Source organism: Cupriavidus sp. DB3 (genome assembly GCF_020418465.1).
In the GTDB taxonomy this organism is placed as follows: Bacteria; Pseudomonadota; Gammaproteobacteria; order Burkholderiales; family Burkholderiaceae; genus Cupriavidus; species Cupriavidus cauae.
Genome location: NZ_JAIZPL010000001.1, coordinates 1,037,696 through 1,055,660, shown reverse-complemented (window position 1 = coordinate 1,055,660; position 17,965 = coordinate 1,037,696). Strand labels below are relative to the sequence as shown.

The 17,965-nt window shown below is 67.8% G+C and carries 19 protein-coding genes, 2 tRNA genes and 1 pseudogene; 19 read left to right on the top strand and 3 right to left on the bottom strand.

The features are described from left to right. Positions 1 to 27: 27 nt before the first annotated feature. A tRNA-Leu gene (locus K7G19_RS04640) sits at positions 28 to 114 on the top strand. Between the two features lie 489 nt (positions 115 to 603). On the opposite strand, the gene K7G19_RS04635 is transcribed toward K7G19_RS04640, so the two are convergent. Then, a complete protein-coding gene (locus K7G19_RS04635) occupies positions 604 to 1,206 on the bottom strand; it encodes a hypothetical protein (RefSeq protein ID WP_226106362.1) in 603 nt (200 codons plus the stop codon). Between K7G19_RS04635 and K7G19_RS04630 the strand changes: the two genes are divergently transcribed. The 3 genes from K7G19_RS04630 (at position 1,199) to ampC (ending at position 3,492) form a co-directional block, all read left to right on the top strand. Beyond that, on the top strand, positions 1,199 to 1,606 hold the full coding sequence (locus tag K7G19_RS04630) for a hypothetical protein (RefSeq protein ID WP_187829065.1): 408 nt from the start codon (positions 1,199 to 1,201) through the stop codon (positions 1,604 to 1,606). The genes K7G19_RS04635 and K7G19_RS04630 overlap by 8 nt on opposite strands. Before the next feature lie 291 nt (positions 1,607 to 1,897). Then, positions 1,898 to 1,974, top strand: a tRNA-Arg gene (locus K7G19_RS04625). Positions 1,975 to 2,307: 333 nt separating this feature from the next. Further along, entirely contained in the window at positions 2,308 to 3,492 is a 1,185-nt protein-coding gene (gene ampC / locus K7G19_RS04620) for a class C beta-lactamase (protein ID WP_226106033.1), read from the top strand. Positions 3,493 to 3,628: 136 nt separating this feature from the next. On the opposite strand, the gene K7G19_RS04615 is transcribed toward ampC, so the two are convergent. Next, the gene (locus tag K7G19_RS04615) at positions 3,629 to 5,008 is read right to left on the bottom strand and encodes a cell wall metabolism sensor histidine kinase WalK (protein ID WP_226106031.1); all 1,380 of its coding nucleotides are present in this window, start codon (positions 5,006 to 5,008) and stop codon (positions 3,629 to 3,631) included. A 236-nt stretch (positions 5,009 to 5,244) separates the two neighbouring features. Beyond that, a pseudogene (locus K7G19_RS04610) lies at positions 5,245 to 5,904 on the bottom strand (response regulator transcription factor); the annotation flags it as partial. Positions 5,905 to 6,686: 782 nt separating this feature from the next. On the opposite strand from K7G19_RS04610, the gene K7G19_RS04605 reads away from it, so the two are divergent. From K7G19_RS04605 to sctQ, 15 genes are all read left to right on the top strand, one after another. Then, the gene (locus K7G19_RS04605) at positions 6,687 to 7,394 is read left to right on the top strand and encodes a helix-turn-helix transcriptional regulator (RefSeq protein WP_190286376.1); all 708 of its coding nucleotides are present in this window, start codon (positions 6,687 to 6,689) and stop codon (positions 7,392 to 7,394) included. 6 nt (positions 7,395 to 7,400) lie between these two features. Beyond that, positions 7,401 to 7,619, top strand: coding sequence for an EscF/YscF/HrpA family type III secretion system needle major subunit (locus tag K7G19_RS04600; RefSeq protein WP_149316190.1), 219 nt, complete (start codon positions 7,401 to 7,403; stop codon positions 7,617 to 7,619). Positions 7,620 to 7,621: 2 nt separating this feature from the next. Beyond that, positions 7,622 to 7,930: a DUF1039 domain-containing protein gene (locus tag K7G19_RS04595; RefSeq protein WP_150083747.1), complete on the top strand. Its 309-nt coding sequence runs from the start codon at positions 7,622 to 7,624 to the stop codon at positions 7,928 to 7,930. A 19-nt stretch (positions 7,931 to 7,949) separates the two neighbouring features. Then, the gene (gene sctI, locus K7G19_RS04590; protein ID WP_149316188.1) at positions 7,950 to 8,276 is read left to right on the top strand and encodes a type III secretion system inner rod subunit SctI; all 327 of its coding nucleotides are present in this window, start codon (positions 7,950 to 7,952) and stop codon (positions 8,274 to 8,276) included. Further along, positions 8,273 to 9,013: a type III secretion system inner membrane ring lipoprotein SctJ gene (sctJ, locus tag K7G19_RS04585; protein ID WP_149316187.1), complete on the top strand. Its 741-nt coding sequence runs from the start codon at positions 8,273 to 8,275 to the stop codon at positions 9,011 to 9,013. Before sctI ends, sctJ begins: the two co-directional genes overlap by 4 nt. After that, the gene (locus tag K7G19_RS04580; protein ID WP_149316186.1) at positions 9,006 to 9,626 is read left to right on the top strand and encodes a type III secretion system domain-containing protein; all 621 of its coding nucleotides are present in this window, start codon (positions 9,006 to 9,008) and stop codon (positions 9,624 to 9,626) included. Before sctJ ends, K7G19_RS04580 begins: the two co-directional genes overlap by 8 nt. Next, on the top strand, positions 9,623 to 10,555 hold the full coding sequence (locus tag K7G19_RS04575; RefSeq protein WP_226106028.1) for a hypothetical protein: 933 nt from the start codon (positions 9,623 to 9,625) through the stop codon (positions 10,553 to 10,555). Before K7G19_RS04580 ends, K7G19_RS04575 begins: the two co-directional genes overlap by 4 nt. Beyond that, positions 10,552 to 11,643 (top strand): TyeA family type III secretion system gatekeeper subunit, encoded by a 1,092-nt coding sequence (locus K7G19_RS04570; RefSeq protein WP_226106026.1) that lies wholly within the window; start codon positions 10,552 to 10,554, stop codon positions 11,641 to 11,643. Before K7G19_RS04575 ends, K7G19_RS04570 begins: the two co-directional genes overlap by 4 nt. A 126-nt stretch (positions 11,644 to 11,769) precedes the next feature. Further along, on the top strand, positions 11,770 to 12,138 hold the full coding sequence (locus K7G19_RS04565) for a hypothetical protein (RefSeq protein WP_149316183.1): 369 nt from the start codon (positions 11,770 to 11,772) through the stop codon (positions 12,136 to 12,138). Further along, positions 12,135 to 12,341 carry a hypothetical protein gene (locus tag K7G19_RS04560; protein ID WP_226106024.1) on the top strand — a complete coding sequence of 69 codons (207 nt, stop codon included), beginning with the start codon at positions 12,135 to 12,137 and terminating at the stop codon, positions 12,339 to 12,341. The genes K7G19_RS04565 and K7G19_RS04560 overlap by 4 nt, the downstream gene beginning before the upstream one ends. Then, the gene (locus K7G19_RS04555; protein WP_226106023.1) at positions 12,338 to 14,398 is read left to right on the top strand and encodes an EscV/YscV/HrcV family type III secretion system export apparatus protein; all 2,061 of its coding nucleotides are present in this window, start codon (positions 12,338 to 12,340) and stop codon (positions 14,396 to 14,398) included. The genes K7G19_RS04560 and K7G19_RS04555 overlap by 4 nt, the downstream gene beginning before the upstream one ends. Then, entirely contained in the window at positions 14,385 to 15,707 is a 1,323-nt protein-coding gene (locus tag K7G19_RS04550) for an EscN/YscN/HrcN family type III secretion system ATPase (RefSeq protein ID WP_304524165.1), read from the top strand. The genes K7G19_RS04555 and K7G19_RS04550 overlap by 14 nt, the downstream gene beginning before the upstream one ends. Beyond that, the gene (locus tag K7G19_RS04545) at positions 15,707 to 16,102 is read left to right on the top strand and encodes a hypothetical protein (RefSeq protein ID WP_226106021.1); all 396 of its coding nucleotides are present in this window, start codon (positions 15,707 to 15,709) and stop codon (positions 16,100 to 16,102) included. Before K7G19_RS04550 ends, K7G19_RS04545 begins: the two co-directional genes overlap by 1 nt. Beyond that, complete coding sequence (locus K7G19_RS04540) at positions 16,099 to 16,647, top strand: hypothetical protein (protein WP_226106020.1); 549 nt, start codon at positions 16,099 to 16,101, stop codon at positions 16,645 to 16,647. Before K7G19_RS04545 ends, K7G19_RS04540 begins: the two co-directional genes overlap by 4 nt. Continuing rightward, positions 16,634 to 17,893, top strand: a complete 1,260-nt coding sequence (gene sctQ / locus K7G19_RS04535; protein ID WP_226106019.1) for a type III secretion system cytoplasmic ring protein SctQ — start codon at positions 16,634 to 16,636, stop codon at positions 17,891 to 17,893. The genes K7G19_RS04540 and sctQ overlap by 14 nt, the downstream gene beginning before the upstream one ends. The last annotated feature ends 72 nt before the right edge of the window (positions 17,894 to 17,965 follow it).

Genomic DNA, 17,965 nt, shown 5'->3' with positions numbered 1-17,965 from the left:
ACGCAAGACACGGAAGCGGCGAACGAAGCCCAGGTGGCGGAATTGGTAGACGCACTAGGTTCAGGTCCTAGCGGTGGCAACACTGTGGAGGTTCGAGTCCTCTCCTGGGCACCAAAATCCTGAAGAGAAGGCCGTTGCAAATCGCAACGGCCTTCTTTTTTTTCGTCCGCGTTTCGTCCGCATTCGTCCCGCGTCTCGCCGGCGGGACTACCGGGTGTGGTTCCCTCGTGCGCTTTCCTGCCACGTCACCGCCCGCGCTGTCACCATTCCCTCTGCAATGACCTGCCGTCTCGCTGCCGGGTCCCGCCAATCCCTGCGGATTCCCGCTGATTCCCGCTGATTCCATATCGCGGCGCGCCGTTTCAGTGTTCGCGCGCGGCCGCTGCCGGAGCGCGCGCGGGACGGCCTTCATCGGGTTGACGCCCCTAACGGTTGCGTTGCCTTTGACCTATGCTCAGATCAAATCGGGCACGCTGACATCAGCCCGAAGGTGGTCGCCATGGACATGGTCTTGTTGTCGAGAGAGAGGAAGACCGGCGTTGCCGCTGGCCGGGCTTGCGTGGGCACCAACCATCGAAGGATCTGCCGCTGTCACCGATGGCGCTACGGCTCCTGTGTCGCCATCTTCCTGACCGCAATGGCCCAGGCCGAGAGCGGGCCACCCGGCAGCGATGCCGTACTCGGATGGCAGCCATTGGGCGAGGAAGAGGCCGCCGCGTTGTTGGCCGCGCTGGATCCGGCTTCGACATCGGCACGGTCCGATCCCTTCCAGCCCGTGCACGCGGCCGCGGACGCATCGGCGCCACCGCCATCCCTTCCTGAATCATCGACGCCGTCGGCCGCGCCAGTACTGTTGGCCTCGCTGCCGTCATCTTCGGCCTCCGCAGCGCCGCCATCTTCGGCCTCCGCAGCGCCGCCATCTTCGGCCTCCGCAGCGCCGCCATCGTCGGCCTCCGCATTGCCGTCATCTTCGGCCTCCGCATCGCCGCCATCGTCGCCTTCAGCATTGCCGCCATCGTCGGCCGCCGCATCTCCGTCGTCTTCGACCCCACGATCCGCGCTGACACAAATGGCAGCGGAATCCGAGGCCGCGATTCGCGCGGCCCTCGCCGCCGACGCACGCGATGGCGCGCGTCGGCCCGCATGGCTGCTGCACGCCGACGATGCCGCCTCCGCCAGCGGTTTCGTCGATACGCGCGTGCGCACGCTGTCGCTGGCGCTCGACGCGGTGTTGCCGCGCAGCGGGGTTACGATCCAGCCCCGCGTGCAGCTCGCCTACCAGCCGCGCGACGATGGCCTGCCCAACCCCGCGCTGGCGGCGATGCCGGCGGACGACCGCGCGACCGGCCTCGCGGTGCGGCTCTACGGCGCGCAGCCGACCCGCCTGGCCGGCGTCTATCCCTTCGTCGAGGCCGACCTGTGGCAGGACAGCAGCCGCAAGACCATCAACATCAACGGCACCCGCATCGACACCGATCTGCTGCGCGGCCTGTTCTCGTTCAATATCGGCGCGCACGGCAGCACGCGCGGCGGCGTCAAGATCTGGGTCAAGGTCAAGACCGGCCGCAATGCGGGCGGCATCATCGGGGCGCGCTATCGGTGGTGACGATCGGTGCCGCCTACCGGTGACGACTGCGGGTCGTGACTACCGGCGGCGACTGCCGATGGTGGCTGCCGGCAGGGGCTGCTGGTGGTCGCTGCGGGTGGTGACTGCCGGCAGTGGCCGCTGGTGGTGACTCTGGTAGTGATTGCTGGTAGTGACTGCTGGTAGTGACTGCTGGTGGTGGCGGCTGGTGGTGGCTGCTGGTGGCTGCTGGTGGTGACAGCGAGCCCAAGCATCGGCCCGCAAAAAATGCTTGCGTTCCCACGCCACTGCGATACAATTGCGCCCTCGCGTGCGGCTGTAGCTCAGTTGGATAGAGTACTTGGCTACGAACCAAGGGGTCGTGGGTTCGAATCCTGCCAGCCGCGCCACCTATACGAAGGGCTTCCATCACTGGAAGCCCTTTTTCTTTGCCTCCGCGCTTTGCGCTCGGTCTTGGCGCTCCCTCTTTGCGCCCGACTTTGCAGCCGGTCCTTGCCCCGCCCTTTGCGCTGATGGCGCATGCATCGCCGCGCCATCACCGCCGATTCCGGCACGCTGACCTTGCGACGGCCTCCTCAGGTGACAGCCGTTACAGCGCGGCTCGACACGGTGCTGCCGGCATTCCCTACACTGCGGCCATACCGATTGATGCGATGCCATTCTGCCGGCAACCCGAATTCCGCAGCGCGCAGCCGGCATCGCGCATCCCGCCCCGCATAGCCATGAAACCATCGACGCCTCTGTTCTCACTGCTTGCCTTCCCGCTCGTCTGCCTGCTTGCCGTGCCTGGCGCCACGACCAACGCCTACGCCGCCGATGACGACGATGCGGCCAGGATGGCAGCGATCGTCGACGCCGCCGTCAAGCCGGTGATCGAGCAGCATCGGCTTCCGGGCATGGCGGTTGGCGTGACCGTCGACGGCAAACGCTATTTCTTCAACTATGGGCAGACCGCAAGGCAGCGCGGCCGGCCGGTGACGAAGGAAACCCTGTTCGAGATCGGCTCGGTCAGCAAGACCTTTGCCGCCACGCTGGCGGCCTACGCCGAGGCGAGCGGCAAGCTGTCGCTGCAGGATCCGGTCAGCCGTCATCTGCCCGCACTGCGAGGTGGCATCTTCGACAAGGTCACGCTGCTCCATCTCGGGACGCATACCTCGGGCTTGCCGCTCGCGGTGCCGGAGCGGATCGACAGCGAGCGCGGCATGGTCGAATACCTGTCGGCATGGCGCCCGACTTATCCGGTCGGCACGCATCGCGTTTACTCGAACAATGGCATCGGCCTGCTCGGCGAGATTGCGGCGAACCGTCTCGGCGGGCCGTACAGCGAGCTGATCCGCACGATCGTGTTCGAGCCGCTCGGCATGAAGCGCAGCCACTTCAGGGTCCCCGCCGACAGGCAGGCTGACTATGCGCAGGGCTATACCGCAACGGATGCGCCGATCCGGATGAAGGAAGGGCATCTGTGGGAGCCGGCCTATGGCATCCGCTCATCGTCCGGCGATCTGCTGGCCTTTATCGAAGCCAATATGCCGGGGGCCCGCATCGACGATACGCTGCGCCAGGCGATCGCGCGCACCCATGTGCCGCGCTTTCGCGCGGGGCCCATCACGCAGGACCTGATATGGGAACAGTATCGCTATCCCGCGACCTTGCAGCAGCTGCTGGCCGGCAATGTGGCGATCCTGCGCGCCGAGGCCGCGAACCCAATCGACGCCGCGGCGCAACCGCGGCAGCCGGTGTATCTGCACAAGACCGGCTCGACCAACGGCTACTCGGCCTATGTCGCGTTCGTGCCGGACAAGCGGATCGGCATCGTGCTGTTGGCCAACAAGGCGTATCCGGTCGATCAGCGGGTGACGATCGGTTACGAGATCCTGTCGCGCGTGGCCGGGCGAACGAAGCCATAGCCCAGCGGCGATATCCGTGCAGCGATAACCCGGCAGCGAAAACTCAGCGGCGATAACTAAGCGGCGATAACTCCGCGGGGATAACTCTGTGGCGATATCCGTGCCGCGCTAACCCCGCGCCGGCTCGCCAGCACCGTCATCGGTGCGCCAGCGGAAACCGCACGCGCGCGATGACACCGGACGGCGCGTCGCCGCGGTTGTCGATGCTGGCATCGCCGCCGTATCGCTCGGCGATCGCCTTGACGATCGCCAGCCCAAGACCGCTGCCCTCCGTGCCGTGGACGTCGGCGCGAAAGAAGCGGTCGAACACGCGCGGCAACGCCTCGGGCGCGACCCCGTTGCCGGTGTCGCGCACTTCGATGCAGCCCAGCCCTTGCTCGCGATAGGCGCGCAGGTCGACGGTGCCGCCGTCGGGCGTGTACTTGAGGGCGTTGTCGACCAGGTTGCTCAGTGCCGTGCGCACGTCGGCGAGGTTGGCGCGCACCTGCAGGTCCTCCAGTTGCTCGACGCCGAGGTCGATGCCGTGCGCGGCCGCGCGGGGCAGGTGCATCTCGATGACGTCGGGCACCACATCGCGAATGGCCACCGGCTGCGACGAGGCGCGCTCGAGCGGGGCGTCCGCCCGTGCCAGCCGCAGCAGCTGGGAGACCATGCGCGTGCTGCGTGCGATCACCTGCTGCAGCGCGTTGTACTCGCGCAGGCTGTCCGGGTCCGACAGCGTACGGCCGAGGTTGTCGGCCTGGATCTGCAGCGAAGTCAGCGGACTGCGCAGCTCGTGTGCGGCATCGGCGATGAACTTCTTTTCGACGCGCAGCGACTGCGACAGCCGCGTGATCATCAGATTGATCGACTGGACCAGCGGCAGCAGCTCGCGCGGCACCTTGTCGGTCGGCAGCGCGTCCAGGCGGCCGATGTCGAGCCGCGCCGCACGCTCGCCCAGCGCGCCGACCCGCCGCAGGGCGCGCCTGACCGTCACGAAGATCGCCAGCCACGCCAGCGGCATCATCACCAGCGCCGGCGTCGCGCTGGCGATCGCCGCGTCTTTCGCAATGCGCTTGCGCGAGGCTTCGCGCTGCGCGACGTTGATGGTCCAGTTCGGCCCGTGCTCCGAGTACACCCGCCACCGTTCCTGGTCGACCGTCTGCGTCGAGAGTCCCGGCGGGGCCTCGCGGCCGATGGCGATCCGGTCGCTGTCCGGATGAAGGGTCGGCTTCGGCGCGCCGAGCCAGATCTGGATCACGATGCCATCGGATGCGTCGCGATACAGGTACAGCGGGTCGATCGCCCGCGTCATGTCGTCGCTGACGCGCGCCGCGACTTCCTGCAGGCGGCGGTCGAGCAGTTCATGGATCTCGGACGTGGCCAGCACGTAGGTCCACGTCGTATGCAGCAGGGCGAAGACCGCGATCACCGCGCTGAGCGCCAGGCTCAGCATCAGGCTCAGCGAACGGTTGCGCGATGGCGCGGCGTGCGGCGCCGGGGGCGAGTTGCGGTGCAGGGCGGTGTGGGCGGGCATGGTATCTGGCCAGGTACGCGCCGGACTGCCGGCCGCGGGATTCAGCTTGGTGGATCGTTCGGCTGGTCGTTCGATGGGCCGTTCGGCAGGTCGTTGGGCAGGTCGTTCGGTGCGTCGCTCGCGGGATCGCGCTTGGGATCACTCTCGGGATCGAACTCGGGACCGCTGCCGGTGCCGTGATCCCGCGTGCCGGATTGCGGCGCGGCCGGTCCCGCATCCCGCTTGACCTTGTCGCTGCCCAGCAGAACGGTCCAGCCGAGTCCACGCACGTTGCGAATGGCCGATGCGCCGAATTTCTTGCGCACCGAGTAGATCAGCACGTCGACCGCATTGCTTTCGACTTCCTGGCCCCAGCCATAAATCTTTTGCTCGAGCTGACTGCGCGACAGGATCGTGCCCGGCCGTTCGAGCAGCGCCAGCATCAACGCGAACTCGCGTGCCGACAGCGTTTCGGTATGGCCGTCCACCGTCAGGCTGCGCGTATCGAGATTGAGCCGGATGGTGTCGTCGCCGAGGCTGGAGGTCGCGTAGCCGGCCTTGCGCCGGAGCACGGCGCGCATGCGCGCCAGCAGCTCGGGAACCTCGAAGGGCTTCAGAACGAAATCGTCGGCGCCGGCGTCGAGCCCCTGCACGCGCGTGTCCAGGTCGTCATGGGCTGTCAGGATCAGCAGCGGAGTCTGATTGCCCTGCGCCCGCAGCCGCTGCAGCAGATCGAGACCACCCATGCGCGGCAGGCCGAGGTCGAGCAGGATGATGGCGTAGGAGCCTTGCTCGATCGCGTGCTGGCCCGCGACGCCGTCGCGCACCCAGTCGACGCTGCACTGCATGTTTTCCTTCAGCGCGCGCATCAGGCTGGTGCCGATCTGCAGGTCGTCCTCGATCAGGAGAATGCGCATGATTTCCGCTCGATACGCGATGTAAAAGATAAGCAGGAGCGACATCGACACGGTGCCGCTCCGCGGTGCATGGGCAACGTCGGCGAAACGTCGGCGGCGCAACGTCGCGCGCTGCGGCTTCACTTATACCGCCGGGGAATCGGCGAGGGAAGTGGCGCTTGTCCCCATCGGGGTGCCGCCGATGCTGTCGGCCGTGGCGTGGCCGAATCTCGGCGTGCGATCGCGCTGTCGAAGATCAAAAATACGGCGTGATTTTCTGATGTGCCCACAGCGATGGAGGGTGACACTTCGCGCCGGTCGGACTCGTTCCCGGCCTCCCCGCCTCTGCTTTGTCCGCCTGCCACAGGCGGATTTTTTTTTGCCGGCATCGTATCCAGCGTCTTTCCAACATCAAGTCGAAACGCAAAGCGCGTGATCGCATATTGGCGCTGTCCGCACCCGCGATCGCAAGGTCTTCGACCGTGCGTTCGCGCACGCAAACCGCCGTACGCGTCTCACATTTCGGGTTGCGAGAAAGAAGTTATAAGAAATCGATCAAGACTTTCTCTAAACGATTCGAGTAGACCCTCAAATTCTCAAAGTTCATTCGATAAATGGTTTGATATCGATGCGCTGTCCGGCGCCGTACAACGCATCGAATCGAACGCATCGAACCGATCGCTCACGACGCCGGACAGCGACGTCTTTCAGGTCATCACCGGATCGGTAGCCGGGTCCGGCGATGGAATGATGCAGCCACTGAGCACGAGTGTTCGAGGGAAAGAATGGGGGCAGTCAAGCTAATGATCTTCAGCCGGTCCGGCCGGATCGAGTGCAACGGCGAGACGCACGAAGTGCCGGCATGCAGCCTGGTCTTTACCAACGGCAATGCGACGGCGATTCCGGCACGCGACGGCATCGATACCTATGTCTTCCATTCGGGGGACTTCCAGGATATCTACCGCGAACTGCATGAGCTCGCGAGCCGCTACCGACGGGGCACGCAATTCTGGCGCGAACCCGTCAAGCGGATCACGGTGCCGGAGGAAACGATCAACGTGATTCGGCATCTCGGTTCCGCCGAGCCGCGCGCGATGCTCCGCTTCGCCTATGTCTACTGCATGGGAACCGAGCCGGAGTACTTCTCCAGGCTGCTGCACCACCTGATCGACAGCAGCCGCGACTTCTTCGAGTTCATCGAGGAGAACAGCATGAGCGCGTGGCCGGTCACGCAGTACGCCAAGGCGCTCGGCATCCCGGTGCGCAAGCTGAACGTGATGTTCTACGAGAAGTTCGGCGTGTCGGCCAAGAACTGGCTGCTGGAGCGCCGGCTGCAGCGGGCACGCGAACTGCTGCTGCTCACCTCGATGAAGGTCACCGATATTGCGCAGGAGTGCGGCTTCAACAGCCACGCGCATTTCAGCGTCAGCTTCCGCCGCCGCTACGAGGCCAGTCCCCGGCTGCTCAGGCAGCACCACCAGAGTATCAACGACGCAGCGAACGAGGAGTAGAACGACATGAATCTGAACGCATTGATCGATGGCATGGACGGGCCGATCTCTTCCGCCAGCTTCAGCATGGCGGAGGCCCTGCAGCGCGCGGTGACCACGGGCGAGACCATCGACTTCATTCAGGCTCAGAAGATGACGGCCGCCTTTACCAACATGACCGCGCTGCAAAGCTCGATCATCAAGGCGATGCACGACACCATCGCCGGCATCATCCAGAAGATCTAGCCATGCAGCCCTTGTCGCGAGAGGTCAGGCGCCTGCTGGTCGAACTGGCGTTCGCTGCAGCCAATCAGCGCCTGCGCGGGGAGATCGAGGTCTTTCTGGACACGCTCGACCTGTTGGTCGACGACGAGCAGGACCGAGCCATTTGCCGCGCGCACCTGTACATGCAGAGCGGCCGGCTCGTCGAGGCGCGTGCCTGCCTGGGCGAGCGCAACGATTCCCCGGCGTTGCTGCTGGCGATGCTGATCGCCGCCAGGCGCGATGCCGCCACGGCGCCGCGCGTGATATCCCCGTCGGCCCGGACGCGCCACTGAGTTATCGAAGACTTTCATCATGACTATCGACCCCACCACCGTCGCCGGCCAGATGCCGGCCACCGCCACGGGCAAGGAGCCTGCGGCAGCCGACATCCAGGCGTTCATGGATGCGATGTCCGCCCGCGTACCCAAACCGGAGGCCATTGCCACCGACGTTCTGCGCAAGGCGGAGGCCGCGGTTTCCGCACGTGTGCAGACCGTCGGTGCGAACGCCGCGCTGGATCCGGCCACCATGACACGGACACAGCAGGCGCTGCTGGAGATGCGCAACGGCGTCGACCTGATCGCGAAGATCGCCGGGACGCTGTCGCAATCGATCAACAAGCTGACGACGATGCAATGAAGCGCTTCCGCACGATCGCCCTGGCCATGCTCGCCGCCGCCACCATGGCGGGCTGCAAGATGACGCTGTACTCGAATGTCGCCGAGGCCGAGGCGAACCAGATGCTGGCCCTGCTGATGCTGCGCCATATCCCCGCGGAAAAGGTGGTGGAGAAGGGCGGCACGGTGACGCTGCGCGTCGACAAGGGCGAGTTCATCAATGCCGTGGAGGTCCTGCGGCAGAACGGCTTCCCCCATCACAAGCGGCTCGGCATGGAAGACCTGTTTCCGTCGAACCAGCTGGTGACATCACCCACGCAGGAGCGCGCCAAGATGCAGCTGCTCAAGGAGCAGCAGCTCGAAAGCATGATCTCGGCGATGGACGGGGTCATCGGCGCCAAGGTGTCGATCGCGCAGAAGGTCGATGAGAACGGCAAGCCGACGGGCGCACCGTCGGCGGCGGTGTTCATCAAGTATTCGCCGCAGTTCAATCTCGCCAACTACGAGGTGCAGATCCGCAGCCTGATCCGCGATGGCGTTCCCGATATCGCGTCGGACCAGATCAGCGTGGTGATGCAGGCCGCAGACTATCGCTATCAGGCACCGGCAGCCGAGGCGCCGCCGTCGCGTTGGCGGCAGTGGTTGCAGGCGCAGCCGGCGCAGGCGGCGGCCGCAGTGGCCGGTGGCGTGCTGGCGCTTTGCGCGATGGCGGGACTGTCGCTCTGGATCGCCCGGCGCAAGGGGAGCGTCGATGTCTGATGCCGCCAAGGCTGGCGCACGCGCGCAACAGGGCCTGTGCCCGGCGGTGCAGCGCTTGCACGCGCTCGCGTGGCGACCGGGCGAGGTGATGCACCGCGGGTGGTGGGGCTATCTCGGGCTCGACGCGTGGCGAGACGACTATCGCCGCCATCCCGGCAGCCGCCGCGCGCTCGACGCGCTGATCGTGCAGCGCCGCGGATTTCCGGCCATGCCGCTGCCTGCCGCGCTGTCGGACGAGCAACGCCGCTTGCTGTCCCTCGAGCCGAGGCTGCCGGTGCTGCTCGTCGCGCTGGGAGCGGTGGCCGCGCGCGCCCCTGAACTGCTGCTGCTCGGCGACTATCGGCGGCAATTGCTGGCGGTACTGGGTGACGACGGTTGCGACCAGCTCGCCGCGCTGGTGCCGGACGGCAAGCGCCCGTCCTTGAGCCGCCCGCCCGAACAGATCGTCGAATGGCTGCGGGAACTCGGCAGACTTTGGCTGGAGCAGACGCTGCCCGGCAGCACCGTCTGGCAGGCGCTGTCGATCTGCCTGCCGCCTCCGGGCGGACTACTGGTGACACCGCCGCCGGGTCTTGCATTGCCGATGCTGTTTCGCCTGGAACGCCTGCTATGAATCCCTTTGGACTGACGATCACCGCTGTCCGCGGTGAACTGCCCGTGGGCGGCGTCGTGCCGGCGGCAACGCTGGACGAATACATCGATGCGGCCGCCGTGCTTCGCCGCAATCGCTCGCGTGCGGCGGCCGTGCTGCTCGCCAGCAGGCGCTGCCGCGCCCAGGCCCGGCTTGAAGCGGCGCAGGTCCTCGCCGAGGCACGTGCCGAAGGCGAGCAGCGCGCCGAGGCAGCGGCGCGGGCGGCCCACGACGCGATCTGCGCGGACGTGCTGCACTGGCTGGTGCGGGAGGGCGAGCTCGAGGCGGCCATTGCCGAGCGGCTGGAATGGCGCTGCCGGACCGTGATCGCCGACGCGGTCACCTCCTTCGCCGGCGAGGCCGACCGCGCGGCGTTGATCGCGCAGCGCGTGGCCGCTCGTTGGCGCGAGGTGTCCTCGCACGGCGCGTTCACCTTGCGGCTGTGCCCTGACGACGTCGCGGCGGTGGCGGCGCGACTGCCGGCGGAGCCGGGATTCTCCATCAGCGCCGAGCCGGCGCTGGCTTCCGGCCAGGCGCTGATCGACAGCCCCTACGTGCACCTTCGCATCGATCTTGACCGTCATCTCGCTGTGCTGCTGGCCGCCATTGGCGCCGAGCCAAGCGAGGCGAGCCTGTCGGAGGCCAAGCCGGACGCGCTGGAAGGCACCCGCCGTGAACAGCACGAACAGGACCCGGGTGCGATGGGAGGCAGCCAGCGCAGCCGCCGCGAACAAAACCCGGATCCAGTCGAAGCCAGCCCCCGCAGCCGCCGCGACCAGGACCCGGATGCTCTGGCGAACCATCTGGACGGTCTGATTGCCGATCTGGACGACATCGCGAGAGGTCGGCTTTCGCCGCCGCGGCGCAATCCTGGTCTGCCCGATACCGACGCTGCAGGATGGCCAGCATGAGCCCGAAGGTACAAGGCCCCAAGGCCGTCATTCCGACCGGTCCGGCGCCGGCGATCCTGCCGGGCCAGGGCAGCGGCATACCGAGCCGCGGGCCTCAGCAGCTCAGTCCCGCCCGCTCGGCGATGGACCTCGCGGCGCGCGCCTTGAGCGCGTCGCGCCGCCTGCAGGAAGCCGGCCTCACCAACGTGCACTCCTCCAAGCTGCACGCACTGCTGCGGGGCGATCGCCGCAACGATGCCCTGCTGGCTCGTGCCTTCGTCGGCAAGCTGGCCAAGTCGCTGCTAGCCAACAAGGATCCCCGCATCGAACAGTTGCTGCAGCAGTTCGGCGACATCGACGACGTCGACAGCCTGTTGGCCGCGATCGAACGCAGCGAATTGCATCCGGCGGCGATGGCCTTGCTGCTCGCCGCGATGGCCGAGCAGCACCGTCCCGGGCGCAAGCGCACCCGTCTGGAGCAGGCGCTGGAGCGGCGGCTCGGCGCCAGCGGGGACTGGGAGCTCGCCATGCTTGGCTGGCTCGAGTTTGGTGCGATGACCCCGGAACTGATGTCGCAACTGAAGTCGCTGTATCAGCGCGCGGACGCCGTGCAGCAGGGCATCGCGGCGTTCCTGGACCAGCTGGCCGGCATCGGAGAGCGTCGGCGCAAGGTCAAGGTACTGATCCGTGCGCTCGGGGCCGAACTGAGCGGCATCGAGGACGACGCCGCCGAGGGCATCAAGCTCGCCGCGGTGGTTCGCGACCTGAAACGTCTGCTGATCTTCCTCGGATGCGAGGAGCAGTGCGGCCGGATCGCGCGAGGACTGGGCGACCCGCCGATCGAGCCCGATACGGTCTTGCGCCTGCTGATCCGCATGGTCGACCAGCCTTGGCTTTACCACGACTGGATTCGCGGCGAAGTCGACGGCATGCAGCCGGGCCGCGAGCGCGGCTACAAGCTGGTCCGGGACCTGACCCGGCTGGCCAAGCTGTTGCCGGAGCCGTGTTTTCGCGACGACGACCACCGGCAGCAGGTGCTGGCCGCGCTGGCCGAGTTCAACGACCGTGCCGAGAACGCGGACCCTGCCGAGGGCGACGCCACGGGCTGACGCCCCTTCAGGTATCCGCCCGATGCCGCGTGCCGCGACTGCCGCGCACGATGGCGACATAGCACGCAATGAGGACAGCAAGCGCGTCCGGTGGCTCGCGCCGCCGGGGTCGTGCCTGGATCACCGATGGATATTGGAACGCTGCGCAATCTGGAAAAGCTGTTTCGGCTGATGGATGTCAAGCCGATCACGATCGAGCCCCGCGTCGAGATACGCGACGGCGAGATCCAGGTGTTCATGGAAGTGCGCGACCGCCGCGTGCTGCTGTCCACCATGCGGCCGGTCGATCCCTACGTGGCCGACACGGCGCTGCGCTCGCTGCTGACGCGCTGGTCGCCCGCGTGCATGGCCGGTGTGCCGCTGCGGGTGTTCCGGGTCGACGACTGCCTGTTCGTATCGGGCGCGATGCCCGCCGGCAGCGGCGCGGAACTGTGGTACCGGACGGTCCGGGCACAACGCAGGTTGCTGGAAGCCTGCACGAAGGAGGAAGCATGAGGTTCGTCCTTGCGGCGTTGTTGTTGCCGCTGGCGCTGCTCTGGAGCACCGCGATCGTCGCGTTGGCACTGGCGCTGGTGCTCGGCGCGGTAGCCTTCGGCGTCGGCTGCCGGACCCCCGCCGCGCTGGGAGACTTATTCGGTCGCGCCGTACGGGCACGGCGCGGGACACGGCGCAGCGCACAGCGCGGGGCACGGCCATGATCAAGCGCCTCAGTACCTGGCTCGCCACCGTCGGCGGCCGGCAGGACGTCGTGCTGGCCGTCATGCTGATGGTGGCGGTGTTCATGATGATCCTGCCGCTGCCGACCATCCTGGTCGACCTGCTGATCGCCATCAACCTGGGCCTCGCGCTGCTGCTGCTGATGACGGCGATCTATGTGCGCGATCCGCTCGATCTGTCCGCATTGCCGTCGCTGCTGCTGATCACGACGCTGTTCCGCCTCGCGCTGACGGTCAGCACCAGCCGCCTGATCCTGCTGCAGCACGACGCCGGTGAAATCGTGACCGCCTTCGGCAATTTCGTCGTCGGCGGCAATCTGGCGGTCGGCATCATCGTGTTCTCGATCATCACGGTGGTGCAGTTCATCGTGATCACCAAGGGCGCGGAGCGCGTGGCGGAAGTCGGTGCGCGCTTCTCTCTCGACGCGATGCCCGGCAAGCAGATGAGCATCGACGGCGACCTGCGCGCCGGCACGATCGACGCCAACGAGGCCAAGCGCCAGCGCCAGCTGGTGCAGAAGGAGAGCCAGCTGTATGGCGCGATGGACGGCTCGATGAAGTTCGTCAAGGGCGATGCGATCGCCGGCATCATCGTGATCCTGGTCAACATCGTCGGCGGCATCGCGGTCGGCACGATGCAGCACGATATGGGCGTCGGCAAGGCGCTCGAGGTCTACTCGGTGTTGTCGATCGGCGACGGCCTGATCGCCCAGATCCCGGCGTTGATCATCTCGATCGCCGCCGGCATCGTGGTGACGCGCGTGCCCGGCGAGAAGCGCGAGAACCTGGCGCAGGACTTGGTCAACCAGTTCTCGCGCCAGCCGAACGCGCTGATGATCGCCGCCGGCGTGCTGCTGCTGTTCGCGCTGGTGCCGGGCTTTCCCGCGTTGATCTTCATGCCGCTGGGCGTGCTGCTGGGACTGGTCGCGTTCTATGCGCGCCGCCGCGCCAGATCGGTCGCTGCCAATACGGCGGATCAGGGCGGTGCGGTCACCGACGGCGATGGCGAGACGCGCATGACGCCGGGCGCCGAGCCGCTGTCGCTGAAGATGGCCAAGGATGTGGCGGCGCTGCCGGGCCTCGCCGAGGCGCTGGAGGCGCTGCGCTGGCACAAGTTCGAGCGGCTCGGCATCGCGCTGCCGAGGATCGAGCTGGTCGCCGAGGCCGGGTTGCCGGCCGGCAGCTTCAGCGTGCTGCTGTACAGCGAGCCGGTGCTGAAGGTCGCCATGCCGGCAGGGCGGTTGCTGCTGGCGCGGCAGACCGGCGCCATGCCGATCGCCGAGCGCGTCGACAACCTGCCGTTCGGCGGGCTGACCCTGCAATGGATCGCGCCCGAGCACCAGGGCTCGCTGGCGCAGTCGGGCCTGTCGCTGCTCGCCGGATCGCAGGCGGTGTCGTACGCCACCGCGCTGACCGTGGACCGCTTCGCCGACGAATTCATCGGCGTGCAGGAAACCCGCTACCTGATGGACGCGATGGAGGCGCGCTACGGCGAGCTGGTCAAGGAGCTGCAGCGCCAGCTGCCGATCAGCAAGGTCTCGGAGGTATTGCAGCGGCTGGTGGCCGAAGGCATCTCGATCCGCGACCTGCGCACCATCTTCGAGGCCTTGATCGAGTGGTCGCCGAAGGAGAAGGAGACCGTGATGCTGACCGAATACGTCCGCGTCGCGCTGCGCCGCCAGATCGTCGGAAGGCATACGCGCGGCGAAGGGCGGATCAACGTCTGGCTGATCGGCGACGGCATCGAGAACATGATTCGCGACTCGGTGCGGCAGACCGCCGCCGGCGCCTACTCGACCCTGCAGGGCGACCAGATCGAGGCCATCGTGGCGCGCATCAAGGCCGGCATCGCCGGACGCGAGGACATGGAGGGTGCGCTCGTTACCGCCATCGACGTGCGCCGCTTCCTGCGCAAGTTCCTCGAGCGCGAGTTGTTCAGCGTGCCGGTGTTGTCGTACCAGGAGCTGGGCGACGACGTGCAACTGCACGTGCTCGGCAATATCGACATGATCGGGGAGTACGACGATGCGTATGCCTGACGTCGACGCGATCGTCTCCGAGGTGGCGGGCCGCCTGACGCTGCCCGCGCTGGACGATGGCGTGGAGCGCTTCGGCCGGGTGGTCGAAATCGGACCCACGCTGATCAAGGCCAGCCTGCCCGACGCCGCGCTGGCCGAACTCTGCCTGATCGGCGCGGATATGCAGGCCGAGGTGGTCGGCCTGCAACGCGAGATCGCGCTGCTGTCGCCATTCTCCGAGCCGATCGGCATGAGCTGCGGCGCACTGGTGCGCCCGCTCGGCACCGAGCATCGCATTCCGGTCGGGCCGCATCTGATCGGCTCGGTGGTCGACGGCCTGGGCCGCCGGATGAGCGGCCCGCCGGTGCCGTCGGCGTGCGAAACGCGCGCGCTGGAGGCCGCGGTACCGGATCCGCTGACGCGCACGCTGATCGATCAGGTGCTGCCGCTTGGCGTGCGCGCGATCGACGGCATGCTGACCTGCGGCCGCGGCCAGCGGATCGGCATCTTCGCCGCCGCGGGCGGGGGCAAGAGCACGCTGCTCGGCATGATCTGCGACGGCAGCCTGGCCGACGTGGTGGTACTCGGGCTGGTGGGCGAGCGCGGGCGCGAAGTCCGCGAGTTTCTCGATCAGACCTTGACGGCCGAGGCGCGCGAGCGCTCGGTGGTGGTGGTCTCCACCTCGGACCGGCCGGCGCTCGAACGCCTGAAGGCGGTCTACACCGCGACCACCATCGCCGAGTACTTCCGCGATCAGGGCTTGAACGTGCTGCTGATGGTCGATTCGCTGACGCGCTTCGCGCGCGCCGGCCGCGAGATCGGGCTGGCCGCCGGCGAACTGCCGGCCGCCGGCAGCTTCCCGCCCAGTGTGTTCGCGCGCCTGCCGCGCCTGCTGGAGCGGGCGGGCTGCGCCGCCAGCGGCAGCATCACCGGCATCTACACCGTGCTGGTCGAGGGCGACGACATGACCGAGCCGATCGCCGACGAGGTCCGCTCGATCCTCGACGGCCATATCGTGCTGTCCCGCGAGCTGGCGGAAAAGAACCACTATCCCGCCATCGATATCCCGGCCAGCATCAGTCGCGTGATGCACCAGGTCACCAGCGAGCAACATCGGCAGTGGGCCGGAAAGGCGCGCCGGCTGCTGGCCCAGTACAAGGAAATCGAACTGCTGGTGCGCGTCGGCGAATACGAACGCGGTCACGACGCCGAGGCCGACGATGCGTTGGACCGCCGCGCCGGGCTGGAGGCATTCCTGTGCCAGGGCACCGGCGAACGCGCCGATTACCAGGGCACGCTGCGCCAGCTGCGACAGGTCATGGAGGGGTGATGGCCAGGCTCACCACCGCGCAGATGCTCGATCAGTTGCGCACCATCAAGACTTGCCGGGAAGGCGTGCTGCGCCATCGCGCCCGTCGCATCGAGGCGGACATGCGCGAGTGCCGGCAGCAGTCCGACACGCACAAGGCCGAGCAGGCCGATCTGCGCGCCCAGTGGCGTGCCGCCAACCAGACGGAGCAGGCGGTCGACCCGCGGGACTTCCACAAGGTCAAGCGCCAGTTCGCCGAGTTCTATCAGCGCGAACAGCAGCTGCAGGCCGCCCTGCGCAAGCTCGCCGAGCAGATCGCCGATTGCCGGGCCCAGGCGGCGCAGACCGCGCGGGCACTGAAGGAGAACCTGCGCGGCCAGGAGAAGCTGGCTGCGCTGATGGAGGAGCAGCGATGAGTGTGTCTCCCGTCGGCGGCGTCCCGCCCAAGGGCGGCCGCGATCGCGACGAGCGCCGCAAGGTGGAGCCGGAGCAGTCGGCGCAGTTCGATGCGGCGATGCGCAAGCGCAGGCGAGCCCGGGAGCGGAGCGCCGAGGAAGCGGAGCCCACTGGGACGCCAGCGTTCCTGCCGCCGGCATGGTGGTCGATGCGCGGCGGCGCGCGTCCAGAGTCGGCGGCTACGGCTGCAGCGGTCGCCTGCGGTGGCCAGGACGCCGGCCGCGCCGAGGCCACCGCGCCCGGCGACGTCGAAGCCGACCGCTTTGCGGCGGGTACGCAGACGCGCCTGAACGGCAATGCGATGCATGTCCGCTTCACGCAGGGGGCATGGGCCGGCATGGAGCTGCAGGCGTCGCTGCATGCGGGGCAGGTCGTCGTCACGCTGCGGCCGCTGAACCGGCAGCAGCACAAGCGCCTGGTCGAAGCGAAGTCGTCGTTGAGCGACGAGGTGGCCAGGCAGACCGGTGAAGTGATTCGATTGGAGGTAGCCGATGCTACTCGATGAATGGAGCGATCAGGAGCTGGAACTGGCGCGGGCAATCGGCCCTGGCCGCTCCAGTGCCGCAGCCGGTGGGCGGCGTATTGGCGCGGGCGGCAGCGCCCGCGGCGAGGGACTGGACGCGTTGCAGGCGCTGGATCGTCTCGGCACTGCCGATCCGCCGATGGACCCGCTGATGGATCCGCTGGTGGATCCGCTGGTGGATCCGATCCGGCGGCTCGATGCGTTCGGCGGCGATCCGCTTCCCGACGTCCACGCCGACGTCCACGCCGACGCCCACGCCGGCGCTCACACCGACGTTCACGCAGCAGACCGCGACGGCTGGGGCCACGGCATCGGCGGCATGGGCGACACCAGCGACACCAGCGATACCGAAGCGCAAGCCGAAGCCGGCGCGATCGTGCTCGACCTGAAGCCCTGCGGCGGCGACGGCGTGGTGATGTCGATGTCGATCGACGGGCAGCGTGTCCGCGCCTGGGCCGACGCCGACGCCTGGTGCGAATGGCTGGCGCCGCGGCTGGCGGTACAGCGCTTCCACCAGATCCCGCCCGATCTGCTCGGCCTGCTGGGCCAGTGGACGCTGTCGCCGCTGCAGCACCATGCCCGCCAGGCCGGTCTGGGCGCGCCGCACTTCTGCGCCGCCGAGCCTGGCAGCTGCGTGCGTGCGATCGCGCCCACGCTGACGCTGTGCCGCGCCGATGCCGAGCTCGACCTGCGCCTGCTGGACTGGCCCGAATCGTGGATCGCCGCACTGGCACAAACGATGGAAGACCGCCGGCCGCCGCTGGTGATCCCGCCGATCCCGGTCGCGCTCGCGGCCGGATGGGCACGCCTGAGCCGCGCGCAACTCGCCCGGCTGATGCCCGGCGACGGCGTCGTGCTCGAGCGCCCCGCGGCGATCGAGCACGGCCACGCCTGGCTGGTCGCCGAACGCCCGCTGGCGCTGGCGTGCTTTGCGCACGGCGCCTGGCATATCGAATACGCATGCAATGAGGAAACCGGCATGGAACAAGAGACGGACGTCACGCTGCGCGGCAGCCCGCTGGACGACGACAACATCGTGCTGACCGCGGTGGCCGAAGTGGGGCGGCTGTCGCTGTCCCTCGATACGCTGCGCGAGTTGCAGACGGGGCAGATGCTGGAGCTGGCCCATGCCGGCCACGGCCGGGTCACGCTGACGGTCTCGGGGCAGGCGATCGCCCACGGCACGCTGCTGCGCGTGGGCGACAAGCTGGTGATGCGGATCGAGTGAAGGCCGGCGATTTCAGGCATGGGCCCGATGCCGGCGTTCACCGGCCATGCCGAGAATGATCGCTCACCCACG

Excerpts from the sequence above, each read along its gene's own strand:
- sctJ (WP_149316187.1), top strand. The coding sequence starts at position 8,273 with ATGAAGCGCTTCCGCACGATCGCCCTGGCCATGCTCGCCGCCGCCACC.
- K7G19_RS04595 (WP_150083747.1), top strand. The coding sequence starts at position 7,622 with ATGCAGCCCTTGTCGCGAGAGGTCAGGCGCCTGCTGGTCGAACTGGCG.
- ampC (WP_226106033.1), top strand. The coding sequence starts at position 2,308 with ATGAAACCATCGACGCCTCTGTTCTCACTGCTTGCCTTCCCGCTCGTC.
- K7G19_RS04605 (WP_190286376.1), top strand. The coding sequence starts at position 6,687 with ATGATCTTCAGCCGGTCCGGCCGGATCGAGTGCAACGGCGAGACGCAC.
- sctQ (WP_226106019.1), top strand. The coding sequence starts at position 16,634 with ATGCTACTCGATGAATGGAGCGATCAGGAGCTGGAACTGGCGCGGGCA.
- K7G19_RS04615 (WP_226106031.1), bottom strand. The coding sequence starts at position 5,008 with ATGCCCGCCCACACCGCCCTGCACCGCAACTCGCCCCCGGCGCCGCAC.
- K7G19_RS04570 (WP_226106026.1), top strand. The coding sequence starts at position 10,552 with ATGAGCCCGAAGGTACAAGGCCCCAAGGCCGTCATTCCGACCGGTCCG.
- sctI (WP_149316188.1), top strand. The coding sequence starts at position 7,950 with ATGACTATCGACCCCACCACCGTCGCCGGCCAGATGCCGGCCACCGCC.
- K7G19_RS04555 (WP_226106023.1), top strand. The coding sequence starts at position 12,338 with ATGATCAAGCGCCTCAGTACCTGGCTCGCCACCGTCGGCGGCCGGCAG.
- K7G19_RS04580 (WP_149316186.1), top strand. The coding sequence starts at position 9,006 with ATGTCTGATGCCGCCAAGGCTGGCGCACGCGCGCAACAGGGCCTGTGC.
- K7G19_RS04545 (WP_226106021.1), top strand. The coding sequence starts at position 15,707 with ATGGCCAGGCTCACCACCGCGCAGATGCTCGATCAGTTGCGCACCATC.
- K7G19_RS04560 (WP_226106024.1), top strand. The coding sequence starts at position 12,135 with ATGAGGTTCGTCCTTGCGGCGTTGTTGTTGCCGCTGGCGCTGCTCTGG.
- K7G19_RS04575 (WP_226106028.1), top strand. The coding sequence starts at position 9,623 with ATGAATCCCTTTGGACTGACGATCACCGCTGTCCGCGGTGAACTGCCC.
- K7G19_RS04550 (WP_304524165.1), top strand. The coding sequence starts at position 14,385 with ATGCGTATGCCTGACGTCGACGCGATCGTCTCCGAGGTGGCGGGCCGC.
- K7G19_RS04600 (WP_149316190.1), top strand. The coding sequence starts at position 7,401 with ATGAATCTGAACGCATTGATCGATGGCATGGACGGGCCGATCTCTTCC.
- K7G19_RS04565 (WP_149316183.1), top strand. The coding sequence starts at position 11,770 with ATGGATATTGGAACGCTGCGCAATCTGGAAAAGCTGTTTCGGCTGATG.
- K7G19_RS04540 (WP_226106020.1), top strand. The coding sequence starts at position 16,099 with ATGAGTGTGTCTCCCGTCGGCGGCGTCCCGCCCAAGGGCGGCCGCGAT.